Genomic DNA, 14,146 nt, shown 5'->3' on the forward strand with positions numbered 1-14,146 from the left:
CTTTCGCTGCGTCGCCGTCGTTGCGAGAGACGGAATATTAGACACGTTCGACGAACCGCGCAAGCCCTTTGTGAAACATTTTTGAAGGCGGCGACGCGCCTTACTTATTTGCCGGCTTGCCCGGCACACCGCTCGCGGCACGCGCATCGCCAAGGAAAAATGCTTGCGTGTCGTAACGCTCGCCAGTGATCCACAGCGGCGTACGTCATCGTCACCCCTGCCCCCTATATATAGGATCTGCAAGTTGTATAGCTGCGGAAGGTCGCCGGCTAGATTTCCGATGGCTGACGATTTGCCAGGCAGATGCGACACTCGAATCGCGGTGTTGGGCGTTGGGCTTCGCGTGCTGGGTGCTGGGTGCGGGGTGCTGGGTGCTGGGGTGCTGGGGTGCTGGGGTGCTGGGGTGCTGGGGTGCTGGGGTGCTGGGGTGCTGGGGTGCTGGGGTGCTGGGGGGCTGGGGGGCTGGGGCGCTGGGTGTCGGTGCGCCGGGGATCGATGTGTCCGGAAAAGCGGTGTGGAAGTATGACGGTATGCGAACCGCACGCCGTCGATCAGGCCGGCTCGCGTCGATGCCGCCCAATACCGCCGTGGTACAGGGCAGGCGATGTCATGCCCAGCTTGTGCGCCATGATGACCAGATCCGCGAATGAGCGCGCTTCCATCTTGCGCATCGCATTGCCGCGATGGATCTTGACCGTGACTTCGCTGATCCCCAGTTCGTCCGCGATATGTTTGTTCATGCGCCCCGCCGCAACAAGCGCCATCACTTCGCGCTCACGTGGCGAAAGCCGTTGCGCGCGGTCGGCGACGGTCGTACTGACTTTCTCTCTCGCAAGACGCAGGCGATCCTGTGCTAGCGCGACGCCCACGGCATTGAGCAACACGCCCTCTGGAAACGGCCGGGTGAGAAAGTCGACCGCCCCCGCTTTCATGCCCTGGACGCTCGTCGCCACATCCGCGTCATCGGCGATGAAAACCACCGGAATCGGATCCTGAATCGCAACTAGGGCGTCCTGCAATGCCAGGCCGCTGCCGGCCACTTCGAAATCCACGTCCACCACGAGACACGCAGGCCCGGCAGCGCGCTCGCGCGCAAGGAACGACGCCCCACACGCAAAGCCTCGCGCCCGCAGACCGGCGGCCGAGAGCTGCGCGCAAAGCGCGTCTCTGTCCGCCAGATCGCTCTCGACGATATAGACGGTCGCGGTATCGCTGTCAGGAAGCCCGTTCATGCAAGTCGGCGGTGCCATGATTCAGTGCCGACGAGTATACGACAGCCTCCGGACATACCGTTGGACGCCAGAGAAAAGCACAAACGTCCACACCATTTCCCACAAGAATCGGCGGATCGCCTAGTTCAGTCATCGGATTGCGGATGGTAATACGAAGAGACGATGGTCGGCGTCACCGGGACGGCATAGGCTTCAGGATGGCCGCTCGCGATCTCATCGCGGCGCTTGTCAGCATTCGTACCGGAGCCTCTCATGTCGAATCCCAAGCTCGAAGTCCTCACCCCGCAAAACAGCCAGCTCATCTTCATCGATCATCAACCGCAGATGGCCTTCGGCGTTCAGTCGATGGATCGCCAGGCGCTCAAGAACAACGCGGTGGGGCTTGCCAAGGCCGCCAGCATCTTCAAAATTCCGACGACGATCACGACGGTGGAAACCGAATCGTTCTCGGGCTTTACCTACCCGGAACTGCTCGACGTCTTCCCGAACCAGAAGTTGCTCGAGCGCACCTCGATGAATTCGTGGGATGACCAGAAGGTGCGCGACGCCCTCGCGGCCAACGGCCGCAAGAAAGTCATCGTCTCGGGCCTGTGGACCGAAGTCTGCAACACCACCTTCGCGTTGTGCGCGATCCTCGAAGGCGGTTACGAGATTTATATGGTTGCCGACGCGTCGGGCGGCACCTCGAAAGAAGCCCACGACTATGCGATGCAGCGCATGGTGCAGGCGGGAGTCGTGCCGGTGACGTGGCAGCAGGTGCTGCTCGAATGGCAACGCGACTGGGCGCACCGCGACACGTACGATGCCGTGATGAAGCTCGTCAAGGAGCATTCCGGCGCCTACGGCATGGGTGTCGACTACGCCTATACAATGGTCCACAAAGCGGCGCAGCGCACCGCAACCCCGCACGAGGCCATCCCGGCCGTACCCGCTCGCTGACAGGAGGGACGTCATGTCCGCCCCCACGCCCGAACTGATTCTGGTCAACGGCAAGTTCGCCACGCTCGACCGCGCCAACCCGCAGGCGGATGCCGTGGCGATCACCGGCGGGAAGTTCACCGCCGTCGGCACGCGCGACGACGTGATGCGTCTTGCCAGTACCGGCACCGAGGTCATCGACCTGCGGGGCCGCCGCGTCATCCCGGGACTGATCGACAGTCACATGCACATCATCCGGGGCGGTCTGAACTACAACATGGAGCTGCGCTGGGACGGCGTTCGCTCGCTGGCCGACGCCATGCGCATGTTGAAGGCGCAGGTCGATCGCACGCCTGCGCCCCAGTGGGTTCGGGTGGTGGGCGGATTCACCGAGCATCAGTTCGCCGAGAAGCGTCTGCCGACCATCGACGAACTCAATGCCGTCGCCCCCGACACGCCCGTGTTCATCCTGCATCTGTATGACCGCGCGATCCTCAACGGCGCGGCCCTTCGCACCGTGGGCTATACGAAAGACACGCCCAACCCGCCGGGCGGGGAGATCGTGCGCGACGCGTCGGGAAATCCGACCGGGTTGCTGCTGGCCAAACCGAATGCGACCATTTTGTATGCCACACTCGCCAAGGGCCCGAAGCTGCCCCCGGACTATCAGAAGAACTCGACGCGCCACTTCATGCGCGAGGTCAACCGGCTCGGCGTAACGGGCGTGATCGACGCGGGCGGCGGCTTCCAGAACTACCCCGAGGACTACGACATCATCGAAGCGCTGCATCGCGAGGGACAGCTCACGGTGCGCCTTGCCTATAACCTGTTCACACAGAAACCCAAGGCCGAACTCGCGGATTTCAGCCAGTGGGTCAAGCAAGTCAGTCCTGGCCAGGGCGACGATCTCTATCGTCACAACGGGGCGGGCGAGATGCTCGTGTACACGGCCGCCGATTTCGAAGACTTTCGCGTCGAGCGGCCCGAGATGCCACCATCGATGGAAGGTGATCTCGAGCCGGTCGTGCGGCTGCTTGCGGAAAACCGCTGGCCGTGGCGTCTGCATGCGACCTACGACGAGACCATCTCCCGCGCGCTCGACGTCTATGAAAAGGTCGCGAAGGATGTGCCGTTCGACGGCCTGCATTGGTTCTTCGATCATGCCGAGACCATCAGCGATCGAAACATCGATCGCATCGCGGCCCTGGGCGGCGGCATTGCCGTGCAGCACCGGATGGCCTATCAAGGCGAGTACTTCGTGGAGCGCTACGGCGCGCGTGCGGCCGAAGCCACACCGCCGATCCGCCGCATGTTGGAGCGCGGCGTGAAGGTCGGGGCCGGGACGGACGCGACGCGGGTCGCCTCCTACAACCCCTGGGTCTCGCTCTACTGGCTTGTGACGGGCAAGACCGTGGGCGGGCTTCGCATGTCCGCGCCGGGCAACCTGCTCGATCGTGACGACGCGTTGCGCCTGTGGACGGAAGCCAACACGTGGTTCTCGTCCGAGGTCGGCAAGAAGGGGCAGATCAAGGTCGGGCAACTCGCCGATCTGGCGGTGCTCTCCGACGATTACTTCAGCGTGCCGGAAGACGAGATCCAGGACATCACGTCAGTCCTGACGTTGCTGGGCGGTAAGGTCGTCTATGGCGATGGCGACTTCGGTCGCTATGCGCCTGATCTGCCGCCCGCCATGCCGGATTGGTCGCCGGCAAGGCATGGCGTGGGCTACTCGCCGCGCCAGTCGCAGGTGCTTAACGTGAGCGTAAGTTGTGCATGTGCGACGTCGTGCGGTGTACACGGTCATGCGCATGCGAGGGCCTGGTCGTCACACGTGCCCGCGTCGGACGAAAGCGGCTTCTGGGGTGCACTCGGCTGCTCGTGCTGGGCGTTCTGATCGATCGGACGGTTCGGAGAATCCTCATGAAGCTTTATCTCGTCTCACTCGGCGTCGGCGTGCTCGTCGGCATCATTTACGGCGGCCTCGGCGTGCGGTCCCCTGCGCCGCCGGTCGTCGCGCTGATCGGCCTGCTCGGCATGCTGATCGGCGAGCAGGTTGTGCCGCCAGTCAAGCGTCTGCTCGCCGGCGAGCCGGTCAATCTTGTCTGGTTCCATCGCGAATGCATTCCGAAGATCACCGGCCTGCCCGGGCCAGTGGCCCAACCGACGAAGGAAGCTGCCAAGAGCGACTCGCGCAAGGCTTGATCTATCGTGAGAGAGGAATAGGTCGCCTTTTTTGGCCCGGTGGGTAGCGAACCGCGCAACGCGGACGGGGTATCGCTTCCCCCGGGCACGCCGAACGGGGTCGGCGAATTACATGCCGATTTCATACTGGCGAATCAGCTCGCGCACCCGATCCTTGTCCGCTTCGGGGATTCGATCCAGCCCGATGTATTCCCAGAACTCTTCCGCAGCGGCCATGCCCTCCTCGCCATCCGCGAGCAAGCATGCCAGCGCATCCGCTCGGCGATTCGGGGGTAGCACGTCGATACATAACATCAAGGCATCCATCACGCGCTGCTTCCGGCTGCCCTTAAAGAAACGCGCACTGATGTCGTCGACGAATCGGCCCCATGCTTCGGATTGGCTACCGGCGCTCGCCGCTTCTCCCCATTGATTCAGGAGCGTCTCGTTGCGCTTCAAAGGCTCACGGAAAAACGCGAAGTCGACGGCAGGTTCCGGATCTGGCAAGTTCTCCAGGTTACTGACGGACAAAAGCGGCAGAGGGCGTTGCGCGCTGTCATCGCGCAATCGCACCGCTGATGCCGCCATCGGGGAACGTAGACCTCCCGCCGACTGAAGTCCAACCGTCCGGAGGTCTGCACGGAAACGCTCACTCGGGCGATCCAAAGGCGGATGCTCGTTGCCGGACATCATCGGTAGCGTGCTGATCGTTGCGGCGCCTACAGGATTCATCGTCGACCTCCGTCGGTGGTTGGAGATTGCATCCTGCCATTCCCTTGGCGCCGCTCTTTGCGATACGGTCAGCGGTTTTGCAATTCCGGCGAACACGCGGTGTGCCGCTGCGCATGCGCCATCTTGCCGAGCTGTCGTTGATCCTGCCAGGCTTCCCGCACGCGAATCGCATCGTTGGCAAAGCCTGGGGATCGCCGTGTATGTCAAGACGCCAGTTCGATCCCGTGGCGCTGCATCACGGACTTCATTTTTTCCATGTCCGGTGGGCCGCCAGCGCTTACCACAGCGGCCACTTCGCGAAAATAGTCCGGCCCGATGTTGGCGGGTGAAAACACGATGAGTACGCGAGCGGGAACATCGCCGGGATTGGAGAAGTGGTGAATGCTGCCGCGCGGTGAGAATCTATGGTCGCCCACGCCCAGTACACGTACGCAGTTGTCGACGCGGTAAGTCAGCGTTCCCTCCAGGACTCGGATGGTTTCGTCAACGTCGACGTGGCGATGCGGGGGAGGAACTTTGGCGTGCGGCCCGACGACCATTTCCGCCATCGCCATGTGGCCCGACGTGTCCCGACCATCGACCAGGAACTGCATCGACAGTGAGCCAATGGTGATCAGTTCATGATGTGTCGAGTTCATCGCGAAACTCCGTAGGACCGTAGCAAAATAACTTTACTACGTGAAAAGCGGCCGTCAAGTGCCGCTTCAGTTGGAATCTCATGTGGCGGATGTTGGCTAAAACGATCAACGGTCAGTACACAATGGAACTGATTCATCGGCGCGCCCCGCGGAAGGCGGGGCATCCGTCGAACTGGAGCCCCTGGAATGGGGCGGCTGGCCTGGCACAACCATCATCGGGTGATGGAACCGCCCGGCGATATCCCGCCCGCGGAGGCCGAAGCTGACGACTACAGGCAACTCAAATGACTATGCATAACGATACACCCCATAGCCGGACTTTCTGCCCAAACGCCCCGCGGCCACCAACTCGCGCAGTAACGGACAAGCTCGGTATTTGGTGTCGCCAAAATCTTTCGCGAATACGTCCATGACCGACAGGCAGACGTCGAGCCCGACCAGGTCGGCGAGCGCAAGCGGCCCGATTGGATGATTGGCACCGAGTCGCATCCCCGCATCTATTTCCTCTGCGCTTGCAATGCCCTCTGCCAGAAGAAAGAACGCTTCGTTAATCATCGGCACCAGAATCCGGTTAACTACGAAACCAGGAGAGTTTTTGACGCAAATAGGCACTTTGCTTAGCCGAAGTGCCAGCTCTTGCACCGCGCGCCCTGTCTCAGCGCTTGTCTGAACACCATTAATGATCTCGACAAGTGGTAGCAATGGCACAGGGTTGAAGAAATGCATACCGATAAAGCGCGACGGGTTCGATATAGCTGCGCCAAGCGCCGTGATCGAGATCGACGAAGTATTCGACGCAATGATTGCGCTCGGGCGGACAACCGACACAATCTGCGCCAGGATGCGCATCTTGAGTTCGAAATTTTCGGTAGCCGCTTCGATGATGAGATCTACGTCGGCAAGTCGCCGGTAATCTGTCGATGTCTCAACCCTGGAAATTATGACCGATCGCAGTGCCGCATCAAGCGTGCCTTTGGCCACCATTCGGTCAAGGCCGGTGGTCAACGATTCGATGCCCCCTGCAAGTGCGTACTCGTTAATGTCGATCAGGACGGCATTCAGGCCGGCAGTGGCGACGATCTGTGCGATGCCGCTGCCCATCGCACCAGCACCAACGATGCCTACGGATTCAATTGTCATCGGGACTTCCATTTTCGTCGGCTTGTCGAGTTACCCCTGCTGAAGGTTCTCGAACACGGCAGCAATGCCTTGCCCGCCACCGATGCACATCGTGACCAAGGCATAGCGTCCATTGATTCGCTGCAATTCATATAGCGCCTTGACGGTAATGAGTGCGCCAGTGGCGCCAATCGGATGGCCAAGCGAGATACCTGACCCGTTTGGATTCACTTTGGCCGGATCGAGCTGCAGCGCTTGCGTCACCGCGCATGCCTGTGCGGCAAACGCTTCGTTGGCCTCAATGACATCCAGGTCCGCAATTTCCAGCCCTGCGCGCTGAAGCGCAATGCGGGTGGCGGGGACCGGGCCAATCCCCATGTACAGCGGATCAACGCCAGCGTGCGCATAAGACACCAAACGCGCCATTGCCTTTACGCCGCGCTCCTCGGCAGCCTCCCTGGACATCATGAGGACAGCCGCAGCCGCATCGTTGATGCCCGAGGCGTTGCCCGCCGTGACCGTGCCCCCATCCTTCTGGAACACCGGCCGCAGCCCGGAAAGCTCGCTCGGATCAAGCTGTCGACGCACGTGCTCGTCCGTGTCGAACGTGATCATCTGCCCTTTCACTTTGCGGATGATGGGCAGGATCTGCGTCTTGAAACGCCCCTCGTCGATAGCGCGTGCCGCGCGACGGTGCGATTCGACGGCCAGTGCATCTTGTTGCTCACGGTGGATGGTGTACTTCCGAGCAACGTTCTCTGCCGTGACTCCCATTGGAACGCCGTGAAACGGATCGTCTAATGCACCAAGCAACATATCGATCAAACGAGCGTCGCCCATACGTGCACCGAACCGTGCGTCAGGCGTGATGTAGGGGGCGCGGCTCATGTTCTCAGCCCCCCCGCCGATGGCGACGTCGGCGTCGCCGAGCAGGATCGTTTGTGCCGCCGATATGATTGCCTGCAAACCGGAACCACACAGCCGATTGACAGTCAGGGCCGGCGTGGCTGCCGCAACACCGCCATTGACTGCGGCAACGCGCGCCAAATACAGATCCTTGGGCTCGGTGGCAAGAACGTTGCCAAATACGACATGCCCGACGTCTTCCCCAGCAACCGTTGCGCGTGCCAGAACTTCTCGCACGACCAATGCTCCCAATTCGGTAGGGGCCAACTCTTTCAGGCTGCCGCCAAATTTCCCAATTGCCGTTCGTACGCCACTCACCACCACGACTTCTTTTCTCACGTCATGCTCCTCGATTTATCGGCCAAATGAGCCAGCTCGATGGCCTCACACGGCAACTCACATATTTGGATAATTCGGCCCCCCGCCGCCTTCCGGGGGCGTCCAGATAATGTTCTGCGTAGGGTCCTTGATGTCGCAGGTCTTGCAATGCACGCAATTCTGGGCGTTGATCGTCAATCGCTGCGCGCCGTCGTCGTGCTTCGTAAATTCGTACACGCCTGCGGGGCAGTAGCGGCTTTCCGGACCGCCGTAAATGCGCAGGTTGATGCCGACCGGTATGGCGGCGTCTTTCAACCGCAAGTGAGCTGGCTGGTTTTCCTCGTGATTCGTATTGGAAACGAACACGGATGAGAGCCTGTCGAACGTCAACTTGCCGTCCGGCTTCGGATACGATATCGGCTTGCATCGAGCCGCCGGTTTCAGCGTCTCGTGATCGGCGTGCTTATGGTGTAGCGTCCAAGGCATCTTGCCGCCCAGCAGCTTCTGCTCGACGCCAACCATCAGCGCTCCCAGATAGAGACCCTTGCCCATCCATTGCTTGAAATTGCGAGCTCGGCGAAGCTCTGCGTACAGCCACGATTTCCGGAAAGCCTCCGGGTATGCGAACAACTCATCCGATTGGCGACCGCCTTGCACCGCGTCGAAGGCCGCGTCGGCCGCGAGCATGCCGGTCTTGATCGCGGCATGGCTGCCCTTGATGCGTGAGGCGTTGAGGAACCCGGCATCATCGCCGATCAGCGCCCCTCCTGGAAATGTCAGCTTCGGCAATGACACCAAACCGCCCGCCGTGATGGCTCGTGCGCCGTAGGACAAGCGCTTGCCGCCTTCGAGGTATTTTCGGATCGACGGGTGTGTCTTGTAGCGTTGGAACTCGTCGAAAGGAGACAGATACGGGTTCTGATAGCCTAAACCCACCACGAACCCCACCATGACCTGGCGATTGTCCAGATGGTAGAGAAACGATCCGCCGTAGGTGTCGCTTCGCAGCGGCCATCCCGCAGTGTGGATGACGAGACCGGGTCGGTGCACTTCCGGGGCGATCTCCCACAGCTCTTTGATGCCGATGCCGTGAACCTGTGGATCGACGCCGTTACGCAACGCAAAACGATCTTGAAGCTTCCGGCCAAGATGACCGCGCGCTCCTTCGGCGAACAACGTGTACTTGGCATGCAGCGCGATGCCAAGCTGGAAGTTGGCGGTTGGTTCGCCATCCTTGCCGAGTCCCATGTCACCGGTTACCACGCCCTTGACCGCACCGTCGTCGTGATAAATGACATCGGCCGCGGGAAATCCAGGGAACAGCTCGACACCCAGCGCCTCGGCTTGCTGCCCTAGCCACCGCGCGACGCTGGCCAGACTGACGACATAGTTGCCATGATTCTTAAAATTGTCGGGCAATGCCCAGTTGGGCACAGCGTTTGCGGCACCTTCTCTCAAGAATAGGAAGCGATCCTCCGTGACCGGGACATTTAGCGGCGCGCCGCGTGCCTTCCAGTCGGGAATTAGCTCGTCAAGCGCGCGGGGATCCATCACCGCCCCCGAGAGGATGTGGGCGCCAATTTCCGCCCCCTTCTCCAGCACGCACACGCTGATCTCGCGGCCCTGCTCCAGTCCCCGCTTCTTCAACTGAATTGCGGCAGACAAGCCTGCGGGGCCACCGCCAACCACAACCACGTCGTATTGCATTGACTCGCGTGGACCAAATTTGTCAAGCAGGTGCTCAGGAGACATAGGTAGCCGCGGCCTCAAAACTGATCTTCGGACAAGGCGAGCAGCCCTTCGTTTTCCTTGGCGCAGACAATCGCGGCCTCGAGCGCCGACGCTTGCGGCAGGATATGTTCTGCGTAACATTGCGCCGTCGAAATCTTTGCGCCATAGAAGGCGGGGTCTTCGTCGAGCTTGTCGGTCGCGACGAGAAGCGCTCGCGCCATCTGCCAGCCACCGAGGACAATGCCGGCAAGCTTCAGGTAAGCGACGCCGCCCGAATACACCGCGTTCGGACTTTGCTTGGCATTCTCGAGCACGAATGCCACGGCGGCTTCCAACGAGCGAGCACCCTGTTTCAAATAGCGCTGTGTCGAGCGAAACGCTGGACCTTCCCGCTGCTCGATCTGCTCGATCGTTGCTGCAATGTCGCTGAGCACAGCACGCGCCACTGCCCCACCATCGAGCAAGGTCTTCCGGCCGATCAGGTCGTTTGCCTGAATCGCGGTCGTGCCTTCGTAGATGGGCAAAATGCGAGCGTCACGGTAAAGCTGCGCAGCACCTGTTTCTTCGATGTAGCCCATACCACCATGGACTTGTATGCCGAGGCTTGTGACATCGACGGACATCTCGGTGCTCCACCCTTTCACGATCGGCACGAAAAATTCGTAGCGAGCCTTGTGTTGGTTACGTTCAGCTTCGTCTGCGTGCGCATGTGCCATGTCCGAATGCGCTGCCGCGACATAAGCGAGCGCACGCGCGGCTTCGGTCGCCGCTCGCATCGATGCCAGCATGCGGCGCACGTCCGGGTGGTGAACGATCGCCACAGAATTGCGGGCCGAACCGTCGACCGGGCGGCTCTGCACGCGCTCTTTAGCGTAGGCGGCTGCCTGCTGATACGCGCGATCGGACACGCCGATGCCCTGGACGCCTACACCGAAGCGTGCGGCGTTCATCATGACGAACATGTACTCAAGGCCGCGATTCTCCTCACCGACCAGATGGCCAATCGCCCCGCCGTGATCGCCAAATTGCAGCACGGCCGTCGGGCTCGCCTTGATGCCCAGCTTATGCTCGATGGACACGCATTCCACATCGTTGCGCTGACCAAGCGAGCCGTCGGCAGCGACAAGGAACTTCGGCACGACGAACAGCGAGATGCCCTTGATGCCTTCCGGCGCATCCGGTGTGCGTGCAAGGACGAGATGCACGATGTTCCGGGCCATGTCGTGCTCGCCCCACGTAATAAAGATCTTCGTCCCGAACACGCGGTAATTGCCGTCGTCCTGCCGCTCTGCGCGGGTGCGCAACAGCGCAAGATCCGAGCCCGCCTGCGGCTCGGTCAGGTTCATCGTGCCGGTCCACTCGCCTGAGACAAGCTTCGGTACATAAGTTTGCTTCAGCGTGTCGGAACCGGCCGTGAGCAAGGCTTCGATCGCACCGTCGGTCAAGAGAGGACACAGCGCAAACGACAGGTTCGACGCGTTCAGCATCTCCACACAAGGCGTCGAAATCAGCTTGGGCAACCCTTGGCCGTCATAGGCAACCGGGTGTTGCAAACCCTGCCACCCCCCTTCGGCGTACTGGCGGAACGCTTCCGTAAAACCAGGAGATGCGCTCACGCTACCGTCTTTCCATGTACTTGGGTTGTGATCCCCTTGCGCATTCAATGGCGCCAGCACGTCGCTGCACAGCTTTGCCGCCTCTTCCAGCACTGCCTGCGCCGTTTCAAGATTGGCATCCTCGAACCCCGGCAACGTCGCCACGTCGTCGAGTCCGGCAAGCTCCTTCATGACGAACAGCATGTCCTTCAATGGTGCGGCGTAGCTCATCGCGCGTCCTTCCTGTGTGATCTTGACGAAATGGGCTGCCGGAGCACGGGCTTGATCCCGCGGCGACTCGACCCAGATGAGCCATCGTAATGATCTGCAGTTTGAACACCAATGCCAAAAGCCGCCCTTTCATTGACAAAACGTGCCATGTTTCAGACCAGTGGTGGCGTGCGCGGCCCTGTGTTTCGGTATGATTGCGGCGTGCTTCCCGTCCAATGCCGAAATGCCCGGTGAAAGGCGCTGGGATCGTCGAAGCCGATGTCGTAGGCAATGGCGGCAATGGCGTCCGACGAGCGCGTCAAGCGTTGAATCGCAAGATCGCGCCGCAACTCGTCCTTGATGGCCTGGAAGGTGGTACCTTCGGCCGAAAGACGGCGGCATAAGGTGCGTACGGAGAGATGCAGATCCCGCGCCACGATCGCGATATTCGGCACCATCGGCAAACATCCGTTGAGGTATTCGCGAACCCGATGGCACGCCATTGGCTCCGCCGGCGACACGAAGAGCCAGTCCTTTGGCGCATGCGCCAGGAACACTCGTAAATCCGACTTTTGCCGCCGTATCACCATGCCCAGAAAGCCGGCTTCAAAACGCATGAGCGTTCGGGAGCAATCGAATCGAACCGGCCCCGGGAACAGATAGCGATAGTCAATGGCATGCGGCGGACGCGGAAAATCGAAATCTACGCCGAGCAGCGGGATCTGTTGCCCGATCAACCACGACGCCAAGCCGTGAGCGAGCTTGAGTATCAGTTCCCGACCAAGCCAGCGCGAGGTGGAATCGTCGCGCTTGGCGACGAGTTCAATGCTGCAGACATCCCCTTCGCGCCGCGTCTTGACGCTGAACTCGTCGATGAGCAGATGCAGGAACTGGCCAAACCGATGCATCGCAATCTCCAAATTCGGTGCATCGAGCAGGCTCAAGCTGAGGTATTTCAAGGTGCCGTTGCGCAACGGCCGGCTGAAGATGCCCGGCATTTCGTCGTCCAGCGCATGGGCACGGATCCGGTACAGTGTTGCGAATTGCTCTTCCGTCAGACGGGCGCCGGGCTCGCGGAGCAATTCGTAGGAAATGCCCGCGCAGCCGGCCAGATGCGCGATCTCGCTCGAAGCAGCACCGACAAGAATGCTGTTCACAAGCGAGGCGGGAACGGTAGCCGAAAGCGGATTCAATGGCTTTGTGCCAACGCGTTGCTCAATCGTGGCATCTGGCGGATCGCCGCCCCGATTGACTTGCCGCTCGTGCGAACTCCGCTGACGATTCCAGCGAGGCTGTCATTCACGCACTTGAGTGCAACCAATCGATGACTTGTCTCGTCGCGCCCCGACGGCTCCATGTGAGAGACCAGGTCACCCGATGAAACCGTTTCCGCAAGCGGTCGGGAGATGGACCGAATCAACGCCCGGCAGACAAACCCGAAGGCGCCCACAATGCGCAGGGTTTCGATGACGTTTGTCCGCACCACGCACCGACAGGTCGCATCTGCCAGCTCGTAGTCCCGGCGTGCAGCGTCCATCTGAAGTTTGACGAACCAGTCAAGCATGAGCGTCAGTGGTTCAATCGCCGGAGACATGTCACTGGGGACGAATGCTCGCAAGCCGTCCTTGCCGTCGGCGCGCGCCAGCGCCCGTACGCCACGATTGCCAAGGCGATCCAGCAATCCTCGTGATCCCACCTTAAGCGACTTCCAAGCCGTTGGCTGAGTGAGATAGGCTGAGTTCGCCAACGTAAACGCTCTCGCCTAATTCGCACGCGTGCGTAGCCTTCCCACGTGTATGACGAATCTCGACTCTGTAGACACCACTGCCCTTCGCTAACCCGCCGAACAGGAAATCCCCGAAAGCGTCCGACACGGTCTCGGCCACTACGCGATCGCCAATGTACAACGTCGCTGTCGCACCTGCGACGCACTCGACCACCCCGCCAACCTGAGCGCTCACGCTTCCTCCGATGAAACAGGTATCCCAACGCTCCAGGCCGCTGTACCACACGCGGGGCTTCGTCCCGAAGTTGGGCTGAAGCACCCTCAGCCCTTCGCGCCGAGCCTTCATGGCCATTGACTCATCGTCGAGCTTTACCGCCTCGAACACCTCGGTGGGGCACGATTGCTGACAACGCGGGTGAGACCAACCATGATCGAGCAGGTGGGCGTCAAAGATCCAGATCTGAGGCAGTTGCAATTCGTCGTTCCAGACGATCGCCTTGTAGGGGCAAGCCTTTACAATGTCCTTTCGGCCACGCGCCTTCTCCGGATCGATGATGACGATACCGTCGGCGCGCTTGCGAATGGCATCGCCGCCCACTCGCATACAGGGCGCGTCATCGCAGTGGTTGCACATCACTGGTAGGTAGGTGGTTTGGACCATGTGCGAGTCGCCCTGCACCCGGCGCAAAATTCGGATGGGACTTTCGCCGCTGGCGGCCGCCGGCGCAGCGTAGCCGGGAAAGTCGTTGCCAACATGCTCGTCGCGGGAGGCGATGACGCAGTTCTGGCAATTTTCGCAACGTCCGACATGGACGATCAGGTTCCACTTGTTCATTCTGA

Annotated in this window: 13 protein-coding genes and 1 pseudogene; 4 read left to right on the forward strand and 10 right to left on the reverse strand. The window is 60.9% G+C overall.

Going from position 1 to position 14,146, the window contains the following annotated elements; translation table 11 throughout:
* Nucleotides 1-551: 551 nt before the first annotated feature.
* A complete protein-coding gene (locus PEP31012_RS04010) occupies nucleotides 552-1,232 on the reverse strand; it encodes a response regulator transcription factor (protein ID WP_246171140.1) in 681 nt (226 codons plus the stop codon).
* A gap of 252 nt (nucleotides 1,233-1,484) precedes the next feature.
* On the opposite strand from PEP31012_RS04010, the gene PEP31012_RS04015 reads away from it, so the two are divergent.
* Genes PEP31012_RS04015 through PEP31012_RS04025 form a run of 3 tightly spaced genes read left to right on the forward strand, consistent with a single transcriptional unit; the run spans nucleotide 1,485 to nucleotide 4,352 of the window.
* Nucleotides 1,485-2,171 carry a hydrolase gene (locus PEP31012_RS04015; protein ID WP_150588084.1) on the forward strand — a complete coding sequence of 229 codons (687 nt, stop codon included), beginning with the start codon at nucleotides 1,485-1,487 and terminating at the stop codon, nucleotides 2,169-2,171.
* Between the two features lie 13 nt (nucleotides 2,172-2,184).
* Nucleotides 2,185-4,044 (forward strand): amidohydrolase, encoded by a 1,860-nt coding sequence (locus tag PEP31012_RS04020; RefSeq protein WP_150588085.1) that lies wholly within the window; start codon nucleotides 2,185-2,187, stop codon nucleotides 4,042-4,044.
* Nucleotides 4,045-4,070: 26 nt separating this feature from the next.
* Nucleotides 4,071-4,352, forward strand: coding sequence for a XapX domain-containing protein (locus PEP31012_RS04025; protein WP_150588086.1), 282 nt, complete (start codon nucleotides 4,071-4,073; stop codon nucleotides 4,350-4,352).
* Nucleotides 4,353-4,460: 108 nt separating this feature from the next.
* Here PEP31012_RS04025 and PEP31012_RS04030 read toward each other — a convergent pair whose 3' ends face one another.
* Both PEP31012_RS04030 and PEP31012_RS04035 read right to left on the reverse strand, forming a co-directional pair.
* The gene (locus PEP31012_RS04030) at nucleotides 4,461-5,063 is read right to left on the reverse strand and encodes a hypothetical protein (protein WP_150588087.1); all 603 of its coding nucleotides are present in this window, start codon (nucleotides 5,061-5,063) and stop codon (nucleotides 4,461-4,463) included.
* Nucleotides 5,064-5,266: 203 nt separating this feature from the next.
* Nucleotides 5,267-5,701, reverse strand: coding sequence for a cupin domain-containing protein (locus PEP31012_RS04035; RefSeq protein ID WP_150588088.1), 435 nt, complete (start codon nucleotides 5,699-5,701; stop codon nucleotides 5,267-5,269).
* A gap of 92 nt (nucleotides 5,702-5,793) precedes the next feature.
* Between PEP31012_RS04035 and PEP31012_RS04040 the strand changes: the two are divergent.
* Nucleotides 5,794-5,989 (forward strand): annotated as a pseudogene (locus PEP31012_RS04040) (IS3 family transposase); the annotation flags it as partial.
* On the opposite strand, the gene PEP31012_RS04045 reads toward PEP31012_RS04040, so the two are convergent.
* From PEP31012_RS04045 to PEP31012_RS04075, 7 genes are all read right to left on the reverse strand, one after another.
* The gene (locus PEP31012_RS04045; protein WP_150588089.1) at nucleotides 5,990-6,841 is read right to left on the reverse strand and encodes a 3-hydroxybutyryl-CoA dehydrogenase; all 852 of its coding nucleotides are present in this window, start codon (nucleotides 6,839-6,841) and stop codon (nucleotides 5,990-5,992) included.
* A gap of 30 nt (nucleotides 6,842-6,871) precedes the next feature.
* Entirely contained in the window at nucleotides 6,872-8,065 is a 1,194-nt protein-coding gene (gene bktB, locus PEP31012_RS04050; RefSeq protein WP_150588090.1) for a beta-ketothiolase BktB, read from the reverse strand.
* 57 nt (nucleotides 8,066-8,122) lie between these two features.
* Entirely contained in the window at nucleotides 8,123-9,796 is a 1,674-nt protein-coding gene (locus PEP31012_RS04055; RefSeq protein WP_150588091.1) for an electron transfer flavoprotein-ubiquinone oxidoreductase, read from the reverse strand.
* Nucleotides 9,797-9,810: 14 nt separating this feature from the next.
* Complete coding sequence (locus PEP31012_RS04060; protein WP_150588092.1) at nucleotides 9,811-11,601, reverse strand: acyl-CoA dehydrogenase; 1,791 nt, start codon at nucleotides 11,599-11,601, stop codon at nucleotides 9,811-9,813.
* Between the two features lie 152 nt (nucleotides 11,602-11,753).
* The gene (locus tag PEP31012_RS04065) at nucleotides 11,754-12,773 is read right to left on the reverse strand and encodes an AraC family transcriptional regulator (protein WP_174978110.1); all 1,020 of its coding nucleotides are present in this window, start codon (nucleotides 12,771-12,773) and stop codon (nucleotides 11,754-11,756) included.
* Nucleotides 12,770-13,261: a methyl-accepting chemotaxis protein gene (locus PEP31012_RS04070; protein WP_150588093.1), complete on the reverse strand. Its 492-nt coding sequence runs from the start codon at nucleotides 13,259-13,261 to the stop codon at nucleotides 12,770-12,772. The genes PEP31012_RS04065 and PEP31012_RS04070 overlap by 4 nt, the downstream gene beginning before the upstream one ends.
* 16 nt (nucleotides 13,262-13,277) lie before the next feature.
* The gene (locus tag PEP31012_RS04075; protein WP_150588094.1) at nucleotides 13,278-14,141 is read right to left on the reverse strand and encodes a 4Fe-4S dicluster domain-containing protein; all 864 of its coding nucleotides are present in this window, start codon (nucleotides 14,139-14,141) and stop codon (nucleotides 13,278-13,280) included.
* Nucleotides 14,142-14,146: the final 5 nt, after the last annotated feature.

It is taken from the genome of Pandoraea eparura (assembly GCF_902459725.1).
Taxonomy (GTDB): domain Bacteria; phylum Pseudomonadota; class Gammaproteobacteria; order Burkholderiales; family Burkholderiaceae; genus Pandoraea; species Pandoraea eparura.